The sequence below is a fragment of the Pseudomonas sp. ADAK2 TE3594 genome (assembly GCF_053628675.1).
This window is the reverse complement of the sequence record NZ_JBRJGV010000001.1, coordinates 644,814-660,777: the sequence shown is the minus strand read 5'-3', so window position 1 is coordinate 660,777 and position 15,964 is coordinate 644,814. Positions and strand designations below refer to the sequence as shown.

At 60.3% G+C, this 15,964-nt stretch carries 14 protein-coding genes, 1 tRNA gene and 1 riboswitch; of the genes, 13 read left to right on the top strand and 2 right to left on the bottom strand.

Going from position 1 to position 15,964, the window contains the following annotated elements:
* Positions 1 to 35: 35 nt before the first annotated feature.
* Positions 36 to 1,148, top strand: coding sequence for an enoyl-CoA hydratase/isomerase family protein (locus AB7M22_RS02930; protein ID WP_454185191.1), 1,113 nt, complete (start codon positions 36 to 38; stop codon positions 1,146 to 1,148).
* Positions 1,149 to 1,199: 51 nt separating this feature from the next.
* On the opposite strand, the gene AB7M22_RS02925 is transcribed toward AB7M22_RS02930, so the two are convergent.
* Both AB7M22_RS02925 and AB7M22_RS02920 read right to left on the bottom strand, forming a co-directional pair.
* Positions 1,200 to 1,673 (bottom strand): hypothetical protein, encoded by a 474-nt coding sequence (locus tag AB7M22_RS02925; protein ID WP_454185190.1) that lies wholly within the window; start codon positions 1,671 to 1,673, stop codon positions 1,200 to 1,202.
* 213 nt (positions 1,674 to 1,886) lie between these two features.
* Positions 1,887 to 2,126 carry a hypothetical protein gene (locus AB7M22_RS02920; RefSeq protein ID WP_454185189.1) on the bottom strand — a complete coding sequence of 80 codons (240 nt, stop codon included), beginning with the start codon at positions 2,124 to 2,126 and terminating at the stop codon, positions 1,887 to 1,889.
* 283 nt (positions 2,127 to 2,409) lie between these two features.
* Positions 2,410 to 2,510: riboswitch (guanidine-I (ykkC/yxkD leader) on the top strand.
* Positions 2,511 to 2,572: 62 nt separating this feature from the next.
* Between AB7M22_RS02920 and AB7M22_RS02915 the strand changes: the two genes are divergently transcribed.
* From AB7M22_RS02915 to AB7M22_RS02860, 12 genes are all read left to right on the top strand, one after another.
* Positions 2,573 to 3,640, top strand: coding sequence for a putative urea ABC transporter substrate-binding protein (locus AB7M22_RS02915; protein ID WP_454185188.1), 1,068 nt, complete (start codon positions 2,573 to 2,575; stop codon positions 3,638 to 3,640).
* Between the two features lie 17 nt (positions 3,641 to 3,657).
* A complete protein-coding gene (locus AB7M22_RS02910) occupies positions 3,658 to 4,473 on the top strand; it encodes an ABC transporter permease (protein WP_454185187.1) in 816 nt (271 codons plus the stop codon).
* Positions 4,470 to 5,258, top strand: coding sequence for an ABC transporter ATP-binding protein (locus tag AB7M22_RS02905; protein WP_454185186.1), 789 nt, complete (start codon positions 4,470 to 4,472; stop codon positions 5,256 to 5,258). Before AB7M22_RS02910 ends, AB7M22_RS02905 begins: the two co-directional genes overlap by 4 nt.
* Positions 5,259 to 5,270: 12 nt before the next feature.
* A complete protein-coding gene (locus AB7M22_RS02900; RefSeq protein WP_454185185.1) occupies positions 5,271 to 5,996 on the top strand; it encodes an urea amidolyase associated protein UAAP1 in 726 nt (241 codons plus the stop codon).
* An 11-nt stretch (positions 5,997 to 6,007) separates the two neighbouring features.
* Complete coding sequence (locus tag AB7M22_RS02895; RefSeq protein ID WP_454185184.1) at positions 6,008 to 6,649, top strand: urea amidolyase associated protein UAAP2; 642 nt, start codon at positions 6,008 to 6,010, stop codon at positions 6,647 to 6,649.
* Positions 6,650 to 6,955: 306 nt separating this feature from the next.
* A complete protein-coding gene (gene uca, locus AB7M22_RS02890; protein WP_454185183.1) occupies positions 6,956 to 10,597 on the top strand; it encodes an urea carboxylase in 3,642 nt (1,213 codons plus the stop codon).
* 15 nt (positions 10,598 to 10,612) lie between these two features.
* Complete coding sequence (gene atzF, locus AB7M22_RS02885; RefSeq protein ID WP_454185182.1) at positions 10,613 to 12,391, top strand: allophanate hydrolase; 1,779 nt, start codon at positions 10,613 to 10,615, stop codon at positions 12,389 to 12,391.
* Positions 12,392 to 12,482: 91 nt separating this feature from the next.
* Positions 12,483 to 12,701, top strand: a complete 219-nt coding sequence (locus tag AB7M22_RS02880) for a cysteine-rich CWC family protein (protein WP_454185181.1) — start codon at positions 12,483 to 12,485, stop codon at positions 12,699 to 12,701.
* A gap of 45 nt (positions 12,702 to 12,746) precedes the next feature.
* On the top strand, positions 12,747 to 13,439 hold the full coding sequence (locus AB7M22_RS02875; protein WP_454185180.1) for a pseudouridine synthase: 693 nt from the start codon (positions 12,747 to 12,749) through the stop codon (positions 13,437 to 13,439).
* Between the two features lie 314 nt (positions 13,440 to 13,753).
* Positions 13,754 to 14,638 carry an alpha/beta fold hydrolase gene (locus AB7M22_RS02870; protein WP_007898567.1) on the top strand — a complete coding sequence of 295 codons (885 nt, stop codon included), beginning with the start codon at positions 13,754 to 13,756 and terminating at the stop codon, positions 14,636 to 14,638.
* Between the two features lie 161 nt (positions 14,639 to 14,799).
* Positions 14,800 to 14,873 (top strand) — tRNA-Gly (locus AB7M22_RS02865).
* A 498-nt stretch (positions 14,874 to 15,371) separates the two neighbouring features.
* Positions 15,372 to 15,932: a magnesium transporter gene (locus AB7M22_RS02860; protein ID WP_454185179.1), complete on the top strand. Its 561-nt coding sequence runs from the start codon at positions 15,372 to 15,374 to the stop codon at positions 15,930 to 15,932.
* Positions 15,933 to 15,964 lie beyond the last annotated feature (32 nt).

Genomic DNA, 15,964 nt, shown 5'->3' with positions numbered 1-15,964 from the left:
CATACTGAACGCTCAAATTCCCGATCGAGGTCACGATGAATCTGCACTTCGAAGAACTCACCGGCACCGACGGCGCACGCATCGGCATCGCCAGCCTGGATGCCGAAAAGTCCCTCAACGCCCTCTCCTTGCCGATGATCAATGCCCTGCGCGATCAACTGGACGCCTGGGCCAAGGAGCCACAGATCGTTTGCGTGCTGCTGCGCGGCAATGGCGCCAAGGCTTTTTGCGCCGGCGGTGAAGTACGCAGCCTGGTGGAGGCGTGTCGCGCCCTTCCCGGCGAAGTGCCGCCCTTGGCTGCACACTTCTTTGCGGCAGAATATCGCCTCGACTTCAACCTGCACACCTACCCGAAACCGCTGATCTGTTGGGGGCATGGTTACGTGCTGGGCGGTGGCATGGGGCTGCTGCAAGGGGCGAGCATTCGGATCGTCACGTCAAGCAGCCGGCTGGCGATGCCGGAGATCGGCATCGGCTTGTACCCGGACGTCGGCGCCAGCTGGTTTCTGTCGCGGTTGCCCGGCAAGCTCGGATTGTTTCTGGGCCTGACCGGCGCCCAGATGAACGGTCGCGATGCGATCGATCTGGACCTCGCCGACCGCTTCCTGCGCGATGATCAACAGCATGAGTTGATCGAAGGTTTGCTGCAATTGAACTGGCAGGAACAGACAGCCATGCAGCTCAACAGCCTGCTCAAGGCCTTGCAGCAGGAAGCGCTCGCGCAGATGCCGGAAGCGCAGTGGTTGCCTCGACGCGAGCTGATCGACGAACTGCTGGATGTCAGCGACGTTCGTTGCGCCTGGAAGGCCATCAGTGCACTGCGCGATCATTGCGACCCGCTGCTCGGTCGTGCCGCCAAAACCATGACTGAAGGCTCGCCCCTGACCGCTCATCTGGTGTGGGAACAGATCGTTCGCGCCCGGCATCTATCGTTGGCCCAAGTCTTTCAGATGGAATACACCATAAGCCTCAACTGCTGCCGTCATCCAGAGTTCAGCGAAGGCGTACGAGCGCGGTTGATCGACAAGGACCAGAAACCTCGCTGGCACTGGCCGGACATCAACAATGTGCCGGAAGCGGCGGTGGACGCGCATTTTCGCAAGGTATGGGAAGGTCGGCATCCTCTGGCCGATCTGTCTGAGTACTGAAATCCAGGCACAAAAAAACGGCGCTTCATGCGCCGTTTTTTATTGAGTGGTTTACCGGCGGCCGCCTCGGCCATCGTTATCGCCGCGATCGTGGCGATCGCCTCTTCCATCACGGTGATCCCTGTGGCCGCGATAGTCATCGCCCCGGCCGCCTCGATTCCGGCCGTCCCAATCGCCCCGGTTACGACCGTCCCAACCACCGCGGTCATGACGGTCCCATCCGCGATTCTGGTAGCTGCGGTTGTCGTAATAGCGCGGTGCCGGTTGATAAACCCGCGGCTGGGAGTAATAACGCGGCGATGGCTGGTAATACCGAGCAGGCGGTGAGTAATACCTGCGCGGGGCCGAGTAGTAACCCCCATCAGAGTAATAAGACCCGCCACCGGAGTAATACGGCGCTGGGGACGTGTAGACCTCGGAACGGTAGTAGCTGTCTCCTCCGTCGGAATAGGGTACGCACGCACCAAGAAACAATCCCGATAGAGCAATCAGCAGAATTTGGTGGAGCTTTTTTTGACAGAGCATGGCGGCCTCCTGGACCGCGAGTGAGCCACACCAGCGACGCTGGCAGGCGACAGTCAATTGTTCACAACTGTCGAAAGATCAGACAGTGAATTCGGAATCTGGTGCGTTCCTGTAACACGTTGAAACAAGTAGCCGATGAAAGGTTCTTCATCTTTCACACAAGAAAAACGGCGCGTCCGGGAAGCCGGACGCGCCGTTGCATTCATGAGCTGATCAGCGGTGCCCGCGATAGTGTCCGCCGCCATGGTAATGACGGGGACCACTGAAATAATAGTAACGATAGCCGCCGTAAAAACGCGGGCCGCCGTAGTAGTAAGGTGAGTAGTAATAGCCGGGATAGTAATAGGGTGTCGGATAAATATCACCGCCACCTGCATAGTAGTAACAGCCGGACAGGCCCAAACCAAAAAACACGCTGAGCAACATTTGGCGGAGCTTTTTTTGACAGAACATGGAGGCCTCCTGAAAGACCTGCAACAGCAGTCGACTCACACCTGTTTGGACTTTCAAACCTGCACCGAGTGCCAGACGGTATCGGCCTTCAGATCAGCGGCCACCCCGTCCATCTACGGTGCACGGTTGCGCGCCAGCGCACCATGACAAGGCAAGGCGCGCGCCCCCTTTATCCGCCCCCTTCCCTGCATGCCCCCACCCAGAGGGTTCAAGCCGAGTTGGCACGGCTCTCGCTTAACCAAAGGCGTGCAGGAGTCATCACAGGTTCGCGGCACCACAATTTGCAATGGCTGACTAGGGTTCCGGCTCGCTATCGCGAGTGGCTGGTCCGAGAGTTGGCGACCTCCAGTTGAGGTTACACGGCGGGACAAAAGCCCGGGAGACAAGCCACCGTTCGCGGTGCCGCTGCCTTCCTGTCCGCCCTTGATCAACTGGAGAACCACACCATGTCCCGACTTCGTTTACCCGCCCTGCTCGCCGCTGCTTTTGCAGCCCTCGTGAGCGTCTCGTCCCAGGCCGCACAAAAAGACCATTTCAGCGTCTGCTGGACTATTTATGCCGGCTGGATGCCTTGGGAATACGCCGGCAGCCAAGGCATCGTCGACAAATGGGCGAAAAAGTACGGCATCAAAATCGATGTGGTGCAGCTCAACGATTACGTCGAATCCATCAACCAATACACCGCCGGCCAGTTCGACGGCTGCACCATGACCAACATGGACGCGCTGACCATTCCGGCTGCCGGTGGCGTCGACAGCACGGCGCTGATCGTCAGCGACTTCTCCAACGGCAACGACGGCATCGTGCTCAAGGGCGAAGGCAAGAAAGTCGCCGACCTCAAGGGCATGGACGTCAATCTGGTTGAGCTCTCGGTGTCCCACTATCTATTGGCCCGGGCACTCGATTCGGTGGATCTCACCGAGAAAGACCTGAAAGTGGTCAACACTTCCGACGCCGACATTTCGGCCGCCTTCAACACCGATCAGGTCAACGCCGTCACCACCTGGAACCCGATGCTCTCGGACATCAAGGCCAAGCCCGGCGTGACCGAAGTCTTCAACTCCAGCCAGGTTCCCGGTGAAATCATGGACATGATGGTGGTCAACAGCGCCACCCTCAAAGACAACCCGGCCCTGGGCAAAGCCTTGACCGGCGCCTGGTTTGAAGTGGTGGAATTGATGAACGCCAAAAACGCCGCCAGCAAAGCCGCCCTCGAACACATGGCCAAAGCCTCGGGCACCGACCTGGCCGGTTTCCAGGCGCAACTCGACACCACCAAGCTGTTCGCCACCCCCCAGGAAGCCTTGGCGTTTTCCACCAGCAAGCAACTGCCCGACACCATGCGCAAGGTCGCCGAGTTCTCCTTTCAGCACGGCTTGCTGGGTGAAGGCGCCAAGGACACCAGTGCCATCGGCATGGCCTTCGCCAATGGCGTGACCAGCGGCGACAAGACCAACCTCAAGCTGCGCTTCGACCCGAGCTACGTGCAGATGGCTGCCGACGCCACGTTGTAACAACGGAGGACTAGGCCATGCGCCTGATCAATCGCCACCCGGATCGCCCGAGTCGCCTGCTGTTGGTGATCCTGCCATTCGCCCTGGTGTTGTTCGCCTACTTCATGGGCTCGGCCGATCGGCTGATGGACAACCCCAACGACAAACTGCTGCCCAGTGCCGTGCAGATGACCGACGCGGTGAAACGCCTGGCCTTCACCGCCGACACCCGCACCGGTGAATACCTTCTCTGGCAAGACAGCGCCGCCAGCCTGCGACGGCTGGCCATCGGCCTCGGCATCAGTGCATTGGCCGGGCTGTGCCTGGGCATCGCCGCCGGGACCCTGCCGCTGTTTGGCGCACCGTTGTCGCCGGTACTCACCGTGCTGTCGATGGTGCCGCCGCTGGCGATCCTGCCGATTCTGTTCATCGTGTTCGGGCTGGGGGAGTTGTCGAAAGTGATGCTGATCGTGATCGGTATCACCCCGTGCCTGGCCCGCGATCTGGAACAGCGCGCCCGGGAGATTCCGGTCGAACTGCTGATCAAGGCCCAGACCCTCGGCGCGTCGACCTGGACGCTGATACTGCGCGTGGTGCTGCCGCAATTGTTGCCGCGCCTGTTGATCTCGCTGCGACTGATGCTGGGTTCGGCGTGGTTGTTCCTGATCGCTGCCGAAGCCATCGCCTCCACCGATGGTCTCGGCTATCGGATTTTCCTGGTGCGCCGCTACCTGGCGATGGACGTGATTTTGCCCTACGTGGTGTGGATCACCCTGCTCGCCTGGATGATGGACTGGGGCCTGAAGCGCCTGACTCAGCGTGCTTTTCCTTGGTATGAAGGAGCGCGCGCATGAGCTTTATCACGGTGAAAAACGTCTGGCAGCAATACTCCGATCAGGTGGTACTCGAGGGATTGAACCTGAACGTCAACGAGGGTGAGTTCTGCACCTTGGTCGGCGCTTCAGGGTGTGGCAAATCGACCTTCCTGCGCCTGTTGCTGGGCCAGGAGCGCGCCAGTCGCGGCGAGATTCTGTTGGACGGCCAGGCCCTGGCCAGCGAACCGGATGCCAGCCGCGGCGTGGTGTTCCAGCGCTACTCGGTGTTCCCACATTTAACGGTGCTGGACAACGTCTCCCTCGGCCTCGAACTGCCGCGTTCACCGCTACTTGGGCGCTTGTTCGGCAGCGCTAAAAAAGACGCACGCGAACAAGCCTCAGTGTTGCTGCACAAAGTCGGCCTCGGTCACTCGCTGGACAAGTACCCGGCGCAGCTCTCCGGCGGTATGCAACAACGCCTGGCGATTGCCCAGGCGCTGATCATGAAGCCGCGCGTGTTGCTGCTCGACGAACCCTTCGGCGCGCTCGATCCGGGCATCCGCAAGGACATGCACGGCTTACTGCTGGAACTGTGGCGCGAGACCCAGCTGACAGTGTTCATGGTCACCCATGACCTGTCCGAAGGTTTCAGCCTCGGCACCCGTTTGCTGGTGTTCGACAAGGTCCGCCTCGACCCGCACGCCCCCGGCGCCTATGGCGCACGCATCACCTACGACATCCCTTTGAACAGCGACCGCCGCACCCATCGTGCCGCCGTCGATGCCTTGCCGGCTCAGTTGGCAGGCACGCTTCGCACCGCTTGAGAGGATTTGCACATGACTGATTCGACCCAGCTGTTCCCGCCCTTCGCCGAAGAAATGCTCCCCGGCGGCGGCCATCGTTCCTTCGTTCTGAAACGCGGCCAATTGCTGCGCCTGACCGACCTGCGCGGCGGTGCCAATGTCAGCCTGACGCTGCTCAACGCCAACGAAAATACCGAACGCCTGAACCTGCCCGACAGCCTCAAATGCCAACACACCGCCAAGCTCACCACCGGCCATTGCCTGTATTCGGACATGGGGCGCGTGCTGGCCGCCATTACCGCCGACACCTGCGGCTGGAGCGACAGTCTCGGTGGTGTTCTCTGCGCTGAAGAAGTCGCGGAAAAATACGGCGCGGGGCGCTATCAGGAACTGCGCAACGGCTTTTTCCGCAACGGCACCGACAACCTGTTGGTGGAATTGGGCAAGTGGGGTTTGGGCCTGTCCGATTTGCTGATGACGCTCAACCTGTTCAGTCGCGTGAATGTCGATGAGGCCGGGCGTTTTCATTTCGTCGAAGGCAATTCCAGGGCCGGTGACTACATCGAGTTGTATGCGCCGATGGACACGCTGGTGGTGCTCACCGCGCTGCAACATCCGATGGATCCGGCGCCTGAGTACGCCCCCAAACCGCTGAAGCTCAGCTGGATGAACGCCGATGCGAGTGTCGCCGAACACTGCCGCACCTCGCGCCCGGAAAACGAGCGCGGCTTCATCAACACCGACCGTCTGTTCGCCTGAGGATCGCTGCCATGTCACTCGCTATCGCCACTGCTCAACAGTTGCCCGAAACCGCGGTGTACCGCGCCACCATCCCCGCCGGCGAACCCTGGCTGATGGAGGTCAAGGCAGGCCAGACCTTGCGCATCCTCGACCTGGAAGGCAATCAGGCCGTCGACACTCTGTTCTACAGCCTCGCCAATCCCAAGGAGCGCTATGACGTGCAGCGCACGTTGCGTCGGCAGAACAGCGTCTACCTGAGCACCGGTAGCGTGCTCTATTCCAACCTCGGCAAACCGATGCTGACCATCGTCGCCGACACCTGCGGGCGTCACGACACCCTCGGCGGTGCTTGCGCCCAAGAGAGCAACACCGTGCGTTATGCGCTGGAGAAACGCTACATGCACAGCTGCCGCGACAACTACCTGCGCGCTTGTGTCCACGATGGTCGGCTGGGCAAGGGAGACATCGGGCCGAACATCAACTTCTTCATGAACGTGCCGGTGACGGCCGACGGCGGGCTGACGTTCGAAGACGGGATTTCGGCGCCGGGCAAATACGTCGACCTGCGGGCCGAGATGGACGTGATCGTGCTGATCTCCAACTGCCCGCAACTGAACAACCCATGCAACGCCTACAACCCGACTCCCGCAGAGCTATTGGTATGGAACTGAAATTTTCGCGGTTGCGCAGATGGTTGTTTGCCCTGTGCCAGGCCCGTTCAGGCCAGTGCCTCAAACCTCCTAAACACCACTGAAACCTGTGGGAGCGGGCTTGCCCGCGATGAGGCCAGGACATTCAACATCGATGTCGACTGACAGTCCGCCATCGCGGGCAAGCCCGCTCCCACAGGGGGTCAGTGGTGTTTTGAAGAAAGTTGATTCTGCCGTCGGGGACGACCTCGGCGCCTATCGAAAAACTGCGGGACGGCCCGCATCCCAGGTCGAGGCTGATGCGTTATCGCCTCCGGGGGTTATGCCATGTTCGAAAAAGTCCTCATTGCCAACCGCGGCGCCATTGCTTGTCGCATCCTGCGTACCCTGCAAGAGTTGCAGGTCAAAGGCATCGCGGTTTACTCCGAAGCCGATGCCGCCAGCCTGCATATCCTGCAAGCCGATGAAGCCCATAGCCTGGGCGAAGGCGCGGCGGCTGGCACTTATCTGGCCGTGGACAAAATCCTCGCCATCGCCAAAGCCGCCGGCGCCACGGCGATTCATCCCGGCTACGGTTTTCTCTCGGAAAACGCCGCATTCGCCCAAGCCTGCGAAGCGGCCGACATCGCCTTCATCGGCCCCACACCGGAGCACCTGCGGGTGTTCGGCCTCAAGCACACCGCCCGTGCGCTGGCCAAGCAACACGGCGTGCCAATGCTCGAAGGTACCGAGCTGCTCGACAGCCTCGACGCAGCTCTGATCGCCGGCGAACAGGTCGGCTACCCGGTGATGCTCAAAAGCACCGCCGGCGGTGGCGGGATCGGTATGCGCGTGTGCCGCAGCGCTGCTGAACTGAGCGAGTCCTTCGAAGCCGTCAAACGCCTTGGTCAGAACAATTTCAGCGACGCCGGCGTGTTCATCGAGAAGTACATTCAGCGCGCCCGGCATCTGGAAGTGCAGGTCTTCGGCGACGGCCAGGGCGAGGTGCTTGCCCTCGGCGTGCGTGACTGTTCGGTGCAGCGACGCAACCAGAAAGTCCTCGAAGAAACCCCGGCGCCGAATCTGCCCGAGGGCATGGCCGAGGAACTCTGTGCAGCGGCCATCAAACTGGCCAAAGCGGTGAATTACCGCAGCGCGGGCACTGTTGAGTTCGTCTTCGACAGCGATGCCCAGCGTTTCTACTTTCTTGAAGTGAATACCCGTTTGCAGGTGGAGCACGGCGTCACCGAACAGGTGTGGGGCGTCGATCTGGTGCGCTGGATGGTGGAACTGGCGGCCGGTGATTTACCGCCGCTGCGCGAGTTGAGTCAGGGATTGAAAGCCGACGGTCATGCGATTCAGGCACGACTCTATGCCGAAGATCCGGGTCGGGATTTCCAACCGAGTCCCGGTCTGCTCACTGCCGTCAATTTCCCGGTTACCGATGGCCAACACCTGCGCATCGACACTTGGGTCGAGGCCGGTTGCGAGATCCCGCCGTACTTCGATCCGATGATCGCCAAGGTCATCAGCTGGGCACCGACTCGCGAAGCAGCACGCGCCGATCTGCATCAGGCTCTGGGCGACAGCCTGCTGTACGGCGTGGAAACCAACCGCGATTACTTGCGGCAGATTCTGCTCGATACGCCTTTTGCCAGCGGCCAGCCGTGGACCCGTTGCCTGGAAGGCCTGGTCTATCAAGCCAACACTTTTGAAGTGCTCAGCGCCGGTACGCAAACCAGCGTTCAGGACTATCCGGGACGCCTCGGTTACTGGGCGGTGGGCGTGCCGCCGTCGGGGCCGATGGACAGCCGGGCACTGCGTCTGGGCAATCGCTTGCTGGGTAACGATCAAGGTGCAGCAGCGCTGGAAATCACCATGAGCGGGCCGCTGCTGCGCTTCAATTGTGAGGCGGTGGTGGCCGTTACGGGGGCGGTGATTCCGTTGATGCTGAACGGTGAAGCGGTGCCGATGAATACCGCTCTGTTGATTCCCTCCGGTGCCACTTTGAGCCTCGGCACCATTGGCGGTGCAGGCGCGCGCAGCTATCTGTGCCTGCGCGGCGGCGTGCAAGTGCCGGATTATCTGGGTAGCAAAAGTACCTTCACCCTCGGCCAGTTTGGTGGCCATGCCGGTCGTGCATTGCGCACTGGGGACGTATTGCATATTCCGGCCTTGAGCGACCACAGCACCGGGCAAAACCTGGCGATCCCGCACATTACCGAGTTGCCCGCCGTGCGGCAGATTCGGGTGATCTACGGCCCTCACGGAGCCCCGGAGTATTTCACCGAAAACTACATCGGCACCTTCTTCGCCACGCAGTGGGAAGTGCACTTCAACTCCAGCCGCACCGGCGTGCGGCTGATCGGGCCGAAGCCTGAATGGGTGCGGGCCGACGGTGGCGAGGCCGGGCTGCATCCGTCAAACATTCACGACAATCCGTACGCGATTGGCGCGGTGGATTTCACCGGTGACATGCCCGTGATTCTGGGACCGGATGGTCCGAGTCTGGGCGGTTTTGTCTGCCCGGTGACGGTGATCGAGGCGGACCTTTGGCAGCTGGGGCAGCTCAAGGCTGGGGACAAGGTGCAGTTCATCCCGGTCGATCTCAAGACCGCGTGCAATCTCGCCTTGAAATGGGATTCCTGTGGGAGCTGGCTTGCCTGCGATGAGGCCCGACCAGACACCGCATCAACTTCATCGCAGGCAAGCCAGCTCCCACAGGGGGCTGTATCGCCTGTGGTGTTGGATATTGGTCAGGGGGATACGCGGCTGGTTGCACGTCTGTCGGGCGACACGCATCTGCTACTTGAGATCGGTGCCCCCGAGCTGGACCTGGTCCTGCGCTTCCGAGCCCACGCGCTGATGCAGGCATTGGAAAGCAAACACCTGCATGGCGTGATCGACCTGACACCGGGCATCCGCTCGCTGCAAGTGCACTACCAACCGGAGCAACTGCCGCTGGCCGATCTGCTGGGGATTGTCGCTGGAGAATGGGACGCCGTGTGCGCCGCCAAAGACCTGCAAGTGCCCTCGCGCATCGTCCATCTGCCACTGTCCTGGGATGACCCGGCCTGCCAGTTGGCGATCGAGAAATACATGACCACCGTACGCAAGGACGCACCCTGGTGCCCGAGCAATCTGGAGTTCATCCGACGCATCAACGACCTGCCGAACCTCGACGAAGTGCAATGCACGGTGTTCGACGCCAGCTATCTGGTAATGGGCCTGGGCGACGTCTACCTCGGCGCACCGGTCGCCACCCCGCTCGATCCGCGGCATCGCCTGGTGACGACCAAGTACAACCCGGCCCGCACCTGGACCGCGGAAAACTCGGTAGGCATCGGCGGCGCCTACCTGTGCGTGTACGGCATGGAAGGCCCCGGTGGTTATCAGTTCGTCGGCCGCACCTTACAGATGTGGAACCGCTACCGTGAGGTTGCAGCGTTCGACGGCAAGCCGTGGCTGCTGCGCTTCTTCGATCAGATCCGCTTCTACCCCGTGAGCGCCGATGAACTGCTGCGCATTCGTCGGGATTTCCCGCTTGGGCGTTTTGATCTGAACATCGAACACAGTCAGCTGAATCTGGCGGATTACCAGGCGTTTTTGGCGAAAGAAGCCCTGGGCATCGCGGCATTTCGGGATCAGCAAAAGAGCGCGTTCAACGCCGAGCGCGAACGCTGGATCGCCAGCGGCCAGGCGCATTTCGACAGCGAAGAGCTGGCCCCGGAAATTACCGAAGATGCGCCGTTAGCCGACGGTCAACAGAGCATCGACAGCCACATCGCCGGCAACCTCTGGCAGGTTCAGGTGCAGGCTGGCAGCCGGGTCGCGGCGGGGGATGTGCTGGTGATTCTGGAGTCGATGAAGATGGAAATCCCGCTGCTCGCGCCCATGGCGGGCGTGGTGCGCGAGATTCGTGTGCAACCGGGTTCGGCGGTGCGCGCCGGGCAGCGTGTGGTGGTGCTGGAACTCGACTCAAGCCATTGAAAAAGGATTAACGCCATGAACATCAATCTGCAACTCGACGCCCTGCGCAACGCTTACCACCAAGGCCAAATCACGCCTCGGCAACTGCTGTTGAACCTGCGGGAAAAAGCCGCGGCACTGAACCCGGACTATCACCTGTTCATCCATTTGCTCAGCGCCCTGGAACTGGAGCCGTACCTCGCCGCACTCGACGGTCGTGACCCAGGCAGCCTGCCGCTGTACGGCGTGCCGTTCGCGATCAAGGACAATATCGACTTGGCGGGCATTCCCACCACCGCAGCGTGTCCGGCGTTTGCCTATGTGCCGGAACGCTCGGCAACCATTGTCGAGCAACTGCTGGCGCTGGGTGCGATTCCGTTGGGCAAGACCAATCTCGATCAGTTCGCTACCGGCCTCAATGGCAGCCGCTCGCCGTATGGCGCTTGCCCGAACAGCGTGTTGCCGGAGTATCCGTCGGGCGGCTCCAGCGCCGGGTCTTCACTGGCGGTGGCACTCGGCGTGGCGAGCTTTTCCCTGGGCACGGACACGGCAGGCTCCGGTCGCGTGCCGGCGGCATTGAATAATCTGGTCGGTTTAAAAGCCAGCAAAGGGCTGATCTCCACCGCCGGTGTGGTTCCGGCCTGTCGAACGCTCGATTGCGTCACGACCTTCACAGCCACGGCCTGGGAAGCCAGTCAGTTGCTGGCGCTCACCGCTCATCTCGATCCACGGGACGAATACAGCCGCAGTAATCCACTGTGGAATGACGGCTCGGCCTTCGGGACTCTGTCACCCTTCCGTTTTGGCGTGCCCCGTGCGCAGGATCTGGCGTTCTTCGGCTGTCCTGAAGGCCCGTTGCTCTTCGGTGACGCCATCGACCAGCTCAAAGCCATGGGCGGTGAAGCGGTCGAACTGGATTTGTCGCCGTTTCTCGAAGCGGCGCGGTTGCTCTACGAAGGGCCGTGGGTGGCGGAGCGTTACAGCGTGGCCGGCGAGTTGATGGAGCAACATCCTCAAGCCGTGCTGCCGGTGATTCGCGCCGTATTGGCCAAGGCGCCAGCGGTGACCGGCGTGCAAACCTTCCGTGCCCAATACCGTCTGCAGGCCTTGAAAGCGCTGTGCGACAAAGCCCTGGAGGGCCTTGATTGCGTGGTCACGCCAACCATCGGCCGCCCGGTGACAAGGGCGGAGCTTGCGGCCGAACCGGTGCTGCGCAACTCGGAACTGGGCTACTACACCAACTTCATGAACCTGCTCGATTACGCCGCCGTCGCCGTGCCCAGCGGATTCATGGGCAATGGTTTGCCATGGGGCGTGACGTTGTTCGGACGGGCGTTTACCGATCAGTACCTGTTGAGCGTGGCGGATGCCTTGCAACGCCAGCAAGGCTTGGCCGCGCCTGTGCCGACGAACATTGCGCGCAATGATCGCGCAAGGCTGGTGGTCTGCGGCGCGCACCTGGATGGGCTGGCGCTGAACTGGCAACTCCAGCTGCGTGGAGCCCGTTTGCTCGAAGCCACTCACAGTTCCCCCGACTATCAGCTGTATGCCCTGGCTGGCGGCCCACCCTATCGCCCGGGCATGGTCCGAGTGAAGGAAGGTGGCGCGGCGATTGCGGTGGAAGTGTGGGAGTTGCCGAGCAGTGAGTTGGGCTCGTTCCTGACCGCTATTCCGGCACCGCTGGGGTTGGGCAAGGTACAACTGGCGGATGGGCGTTGGGAGAGTGGGTTTATCTGTGAGCCCTATGGCTTGGAGGGGGCGGTGGATATCAGTCATTTGGGCGGGTGGCGTGCGTATCTGAACGATCGGCGTTGATTTCCAGGATCGCCGGCTTGCGCAGGAGTGCTTGCCGGCCGATCATGCGCGGTCTCGGACCAAGCAAACTGGCTGTAATCGAATGTCCTTCATGAATAAACCTGACCTCTGCCCGGCTTGCGGCGCCTCCAACGACTGCAGCCTGGCTGACCCGCGAACCGTCGATCGTGCCTGCTGGTGCTACGGCGTCAGCATCGATCCGGCGGTGCTTCAGGCGTTGCCCAGTGAGTTGCGCGACAAGTCCTGCCTGTGCCCGGCCTGCGCCCAGGTCGAGATGCAGTTACAAGCAGCCGCTGAGCCGATCACGTAAGATGCGCGGCGCTCTCTCACCGAATCCTCCCACCGAACCTTAGCCATGCGCGTTGACCGCTTCCTCAGCAACCTGCCCCGCTTCAACCGTAAGCAGGTACGCCTGTTGCTGGTGGAAAAGCGCGTCAGGGTCGACGGAGAAGTCGTCAGCGACCCTCACGCCGAGGTACTCGAATTCAGCCGCGTGGAAGTCGACGACGAGGTGCTACAAGCTGGCAAGCCGGCCCGCTACTTCATGCTGCACAAACCACCCGGTTGCGTCAGTGCGACCCGCGACCCGCAACACCCGACGGTGCTCGACCTGATCGACGAACCGGACAAGGAAGACCTGCACATCGCCGGTCGCCTGGACTTCAACACCACCGGCCTGATGCTGATCACCAACGATGGCAGCTGGTCGCGACGCTTGACCCAACCGCAGACCAAACTGCCCAAGGTCTACTACGTCGAGACCGAGCAGGACATCACTGCCGAATACGCGATCACCTTCGCCAAAGGGCTGTATTTCGCCTTCGAAGACCTCACCACACAACCGGCCGAACTGGTCGTACTCGGGCCAAAATCTGCGCGCCTGAGCATCGTCGAGGGCCGCTATCATCAGGTTAAACGGATGTTCGGCCACTTCGATAACAAGGTGATACGCCTGCACCGCGAACGCATGGGGCCACTGGCGCTCGACGCTGTGTTGAAGCCCGGCGAATACCGTCCGTTGAGCAGCGATGAGATCCGAATGATCTAAGCAGGCGACCGCTCAGCAGAAGCCGCTGAAAATTTTACGAAAGATACTTGCGCGATGACGTGACCCCTGCTTGAATCAGGACGTCGGCGCGAAACGTGACCGACGAGTCACAAAACTACTCTAAGAAACTTTTTGCCGGCAGAGAACCCTCAGGTTCCGCCTTCCCCCGGCAAACTGCCCGCTTATAACAATACCCGTCGACCAGCCAGCAATGGATCGACATGGGCCTTCAAAATTCCAGGCGTATGCCTACCTGTCACAAAGCTCGTGCAATCTGATTTGCGCGCATACCCGCTTGCCAGGAGTCTTATGACATGAGGCCAGAAATCGCTGTGCTGGATATACAGGGTCAGTATCGGGTTTACACGGAGTTCTATCGCGCAGACGCCGCAGAGAAGACCATCATTCTGGTCAACGGCTCGATGTCCACGACTGCGTCGTTTGCCCAAACCGTGAAAAACCTTTATCCGCAGTTCAATGTGGTGTGCTACGACCAGCCCTACGCGGGCAAGTCGAAGGCCCACAACCTGCATGAGAAGATGCTGACCAAGGAAATCGAAGGGCAGATCCTCCTGGAGCTGATCGACCACTTCGCCGCCGAACACGTGCTGTCGTTTTCCTTTGGTGGCGCCGCCACGCTCGTCGCCCTGGCCCAACGGCCACGGCGCATCGAAAAGGCCGTGATCAGCTCGTTCTCGCCGGTGGTCAACGAGCACATGCTCGACTACCTTGAGCGCGGTGTCGATTATCTCGGCAGCCGGGACGGTAACCGGGTCGGTGACTTGGTGAACAGCACCATCGGCAAACACCTGCCCTCGCTGTTCAAGCGTTTCAACTACCGTCACGTCAGTTCGTTGGCCGAACATGAATACGGGCAGATGCACTTTCACATCAGCGACGTGCTCAACAGTGATCGCAACTGCTATCTGAATGCGGCAAAGAAAATCAACGTGCCGGTGCTGTTTATGAACGGCGAATGGGACGAGTACACCGCCGCCGCCGATGCCAGGCTGTTCGCCGGCCACGTGCAGCACAGCACCTTCAGCACCCTTCAGGCCACCGGCCACTTTCTCGACATGGAGCACAAAGCCGCCTGCCGAGACAGCCGCAACGCACTGCTGGGCTTCCTGAAACCGGCGCAACACGAAAGCCGACCGCGTTACCACTACGTCCAGGACCAGCATGCATTGGCAATCTGAAACAGAGTCATCGCGAGCAAGCTCAGCCCTGTAGGAGCGAGGCTTGCCCGCGAATGACCGCAATGCGGTCTCTGCTTTCGTTTCCCCCGTGCTAAAGCCATCGCGCGCAAAGAAAAACTTCATTTTCACGCCGACATCTGGTACAAAGTCAGCCGCTCTGAGCGGGTGTCGTATAATGGCATTACTCCAGCTTCCCAAGCTGATAACGAGGGTTCGATTCCCTTCACCCGCTCCAATCGAATTTTTGTCTCACGTCGGTTTTTTTGGCGGGGGATGCAGGAACACAAAAAAACCGGCCTCGATGGCCGGTTTTTTTGTGCCTGGGATTTGGTGGAATGGGCTCTGAGACATCCCCCAATTTTCGTCCATTATCCGCTGATCGATGAGCGCGACTACCCAAGTCTGTTAGCGTTTTTTTCGAAAAGTACGGATTTATTATCAAATTTCATCAAGCGTTAACATTTTCATAGCGTTTGGGATTCCTCTACGAATGGCTGACAGGGGAACGTCTGGATGTGGCGCTGCAATGCAGAACTCGTCGGCGCACGCCAAGCCCCAATGCCGCCTTCCAGACCTTGACGCTTCCTGCCCAGCATGCTAGCGAATGCTATACTTCCTACGAATTGCATCAAGTGTGCAGCGTTCCCCACGTGCACAGACATCGACTGCAAATCTCAGTTAACGGCTGCAGGACAAAGGAGGTCTACAGCCAGCACGAGATGGGAGGTGTGGCATGAATCGGCACTATTACATCAGTGACAATCTCGACGATCTCGAGGCCGTTGAAAATGAACTGGAAGCCAACGGCATCAATACCGAACAAATTCATGTGCTCAGTGAACAAGTGGCTGATGTTGAAGAACATCACCTCCACGAGGTTAACTCGTTGATGAAACAGGATGTTGTTCACTCTGGCGAGATTGGTGCGTTGGTCGGCGTGCCCCTCGCGGCGCTGGTCCTTGGCGGCGCCTATTGGATGGGCTGGACCGAATCCGCCGCAGGCTGGGTGCCTTTTATCTTCCTGGCCATCGTTGTATTTGGCTTCTGCATCTGGGAAGGCGGTTTTTTTGGCATCCAGGTGCCGAACGCTCACTTCCGCAGTTTTAAACAGATGGTAGAAGAGGGAAAACATATCTTCTTCGTGGATGTTGAACCGAATCAGGAATCGGTATTGGACCGGGTAATCGAACATCATCCAACGCTGACCATCGCCGGCACGGGAACTGCAGCCCCCCACTGGACAGTGGCCTGGCAGCACAAATGGCATCAGTTCAAGCGAGTGATATCGGGTTAGTCCCTGGAGGCTCATGGCCATCCGAAAGTTGC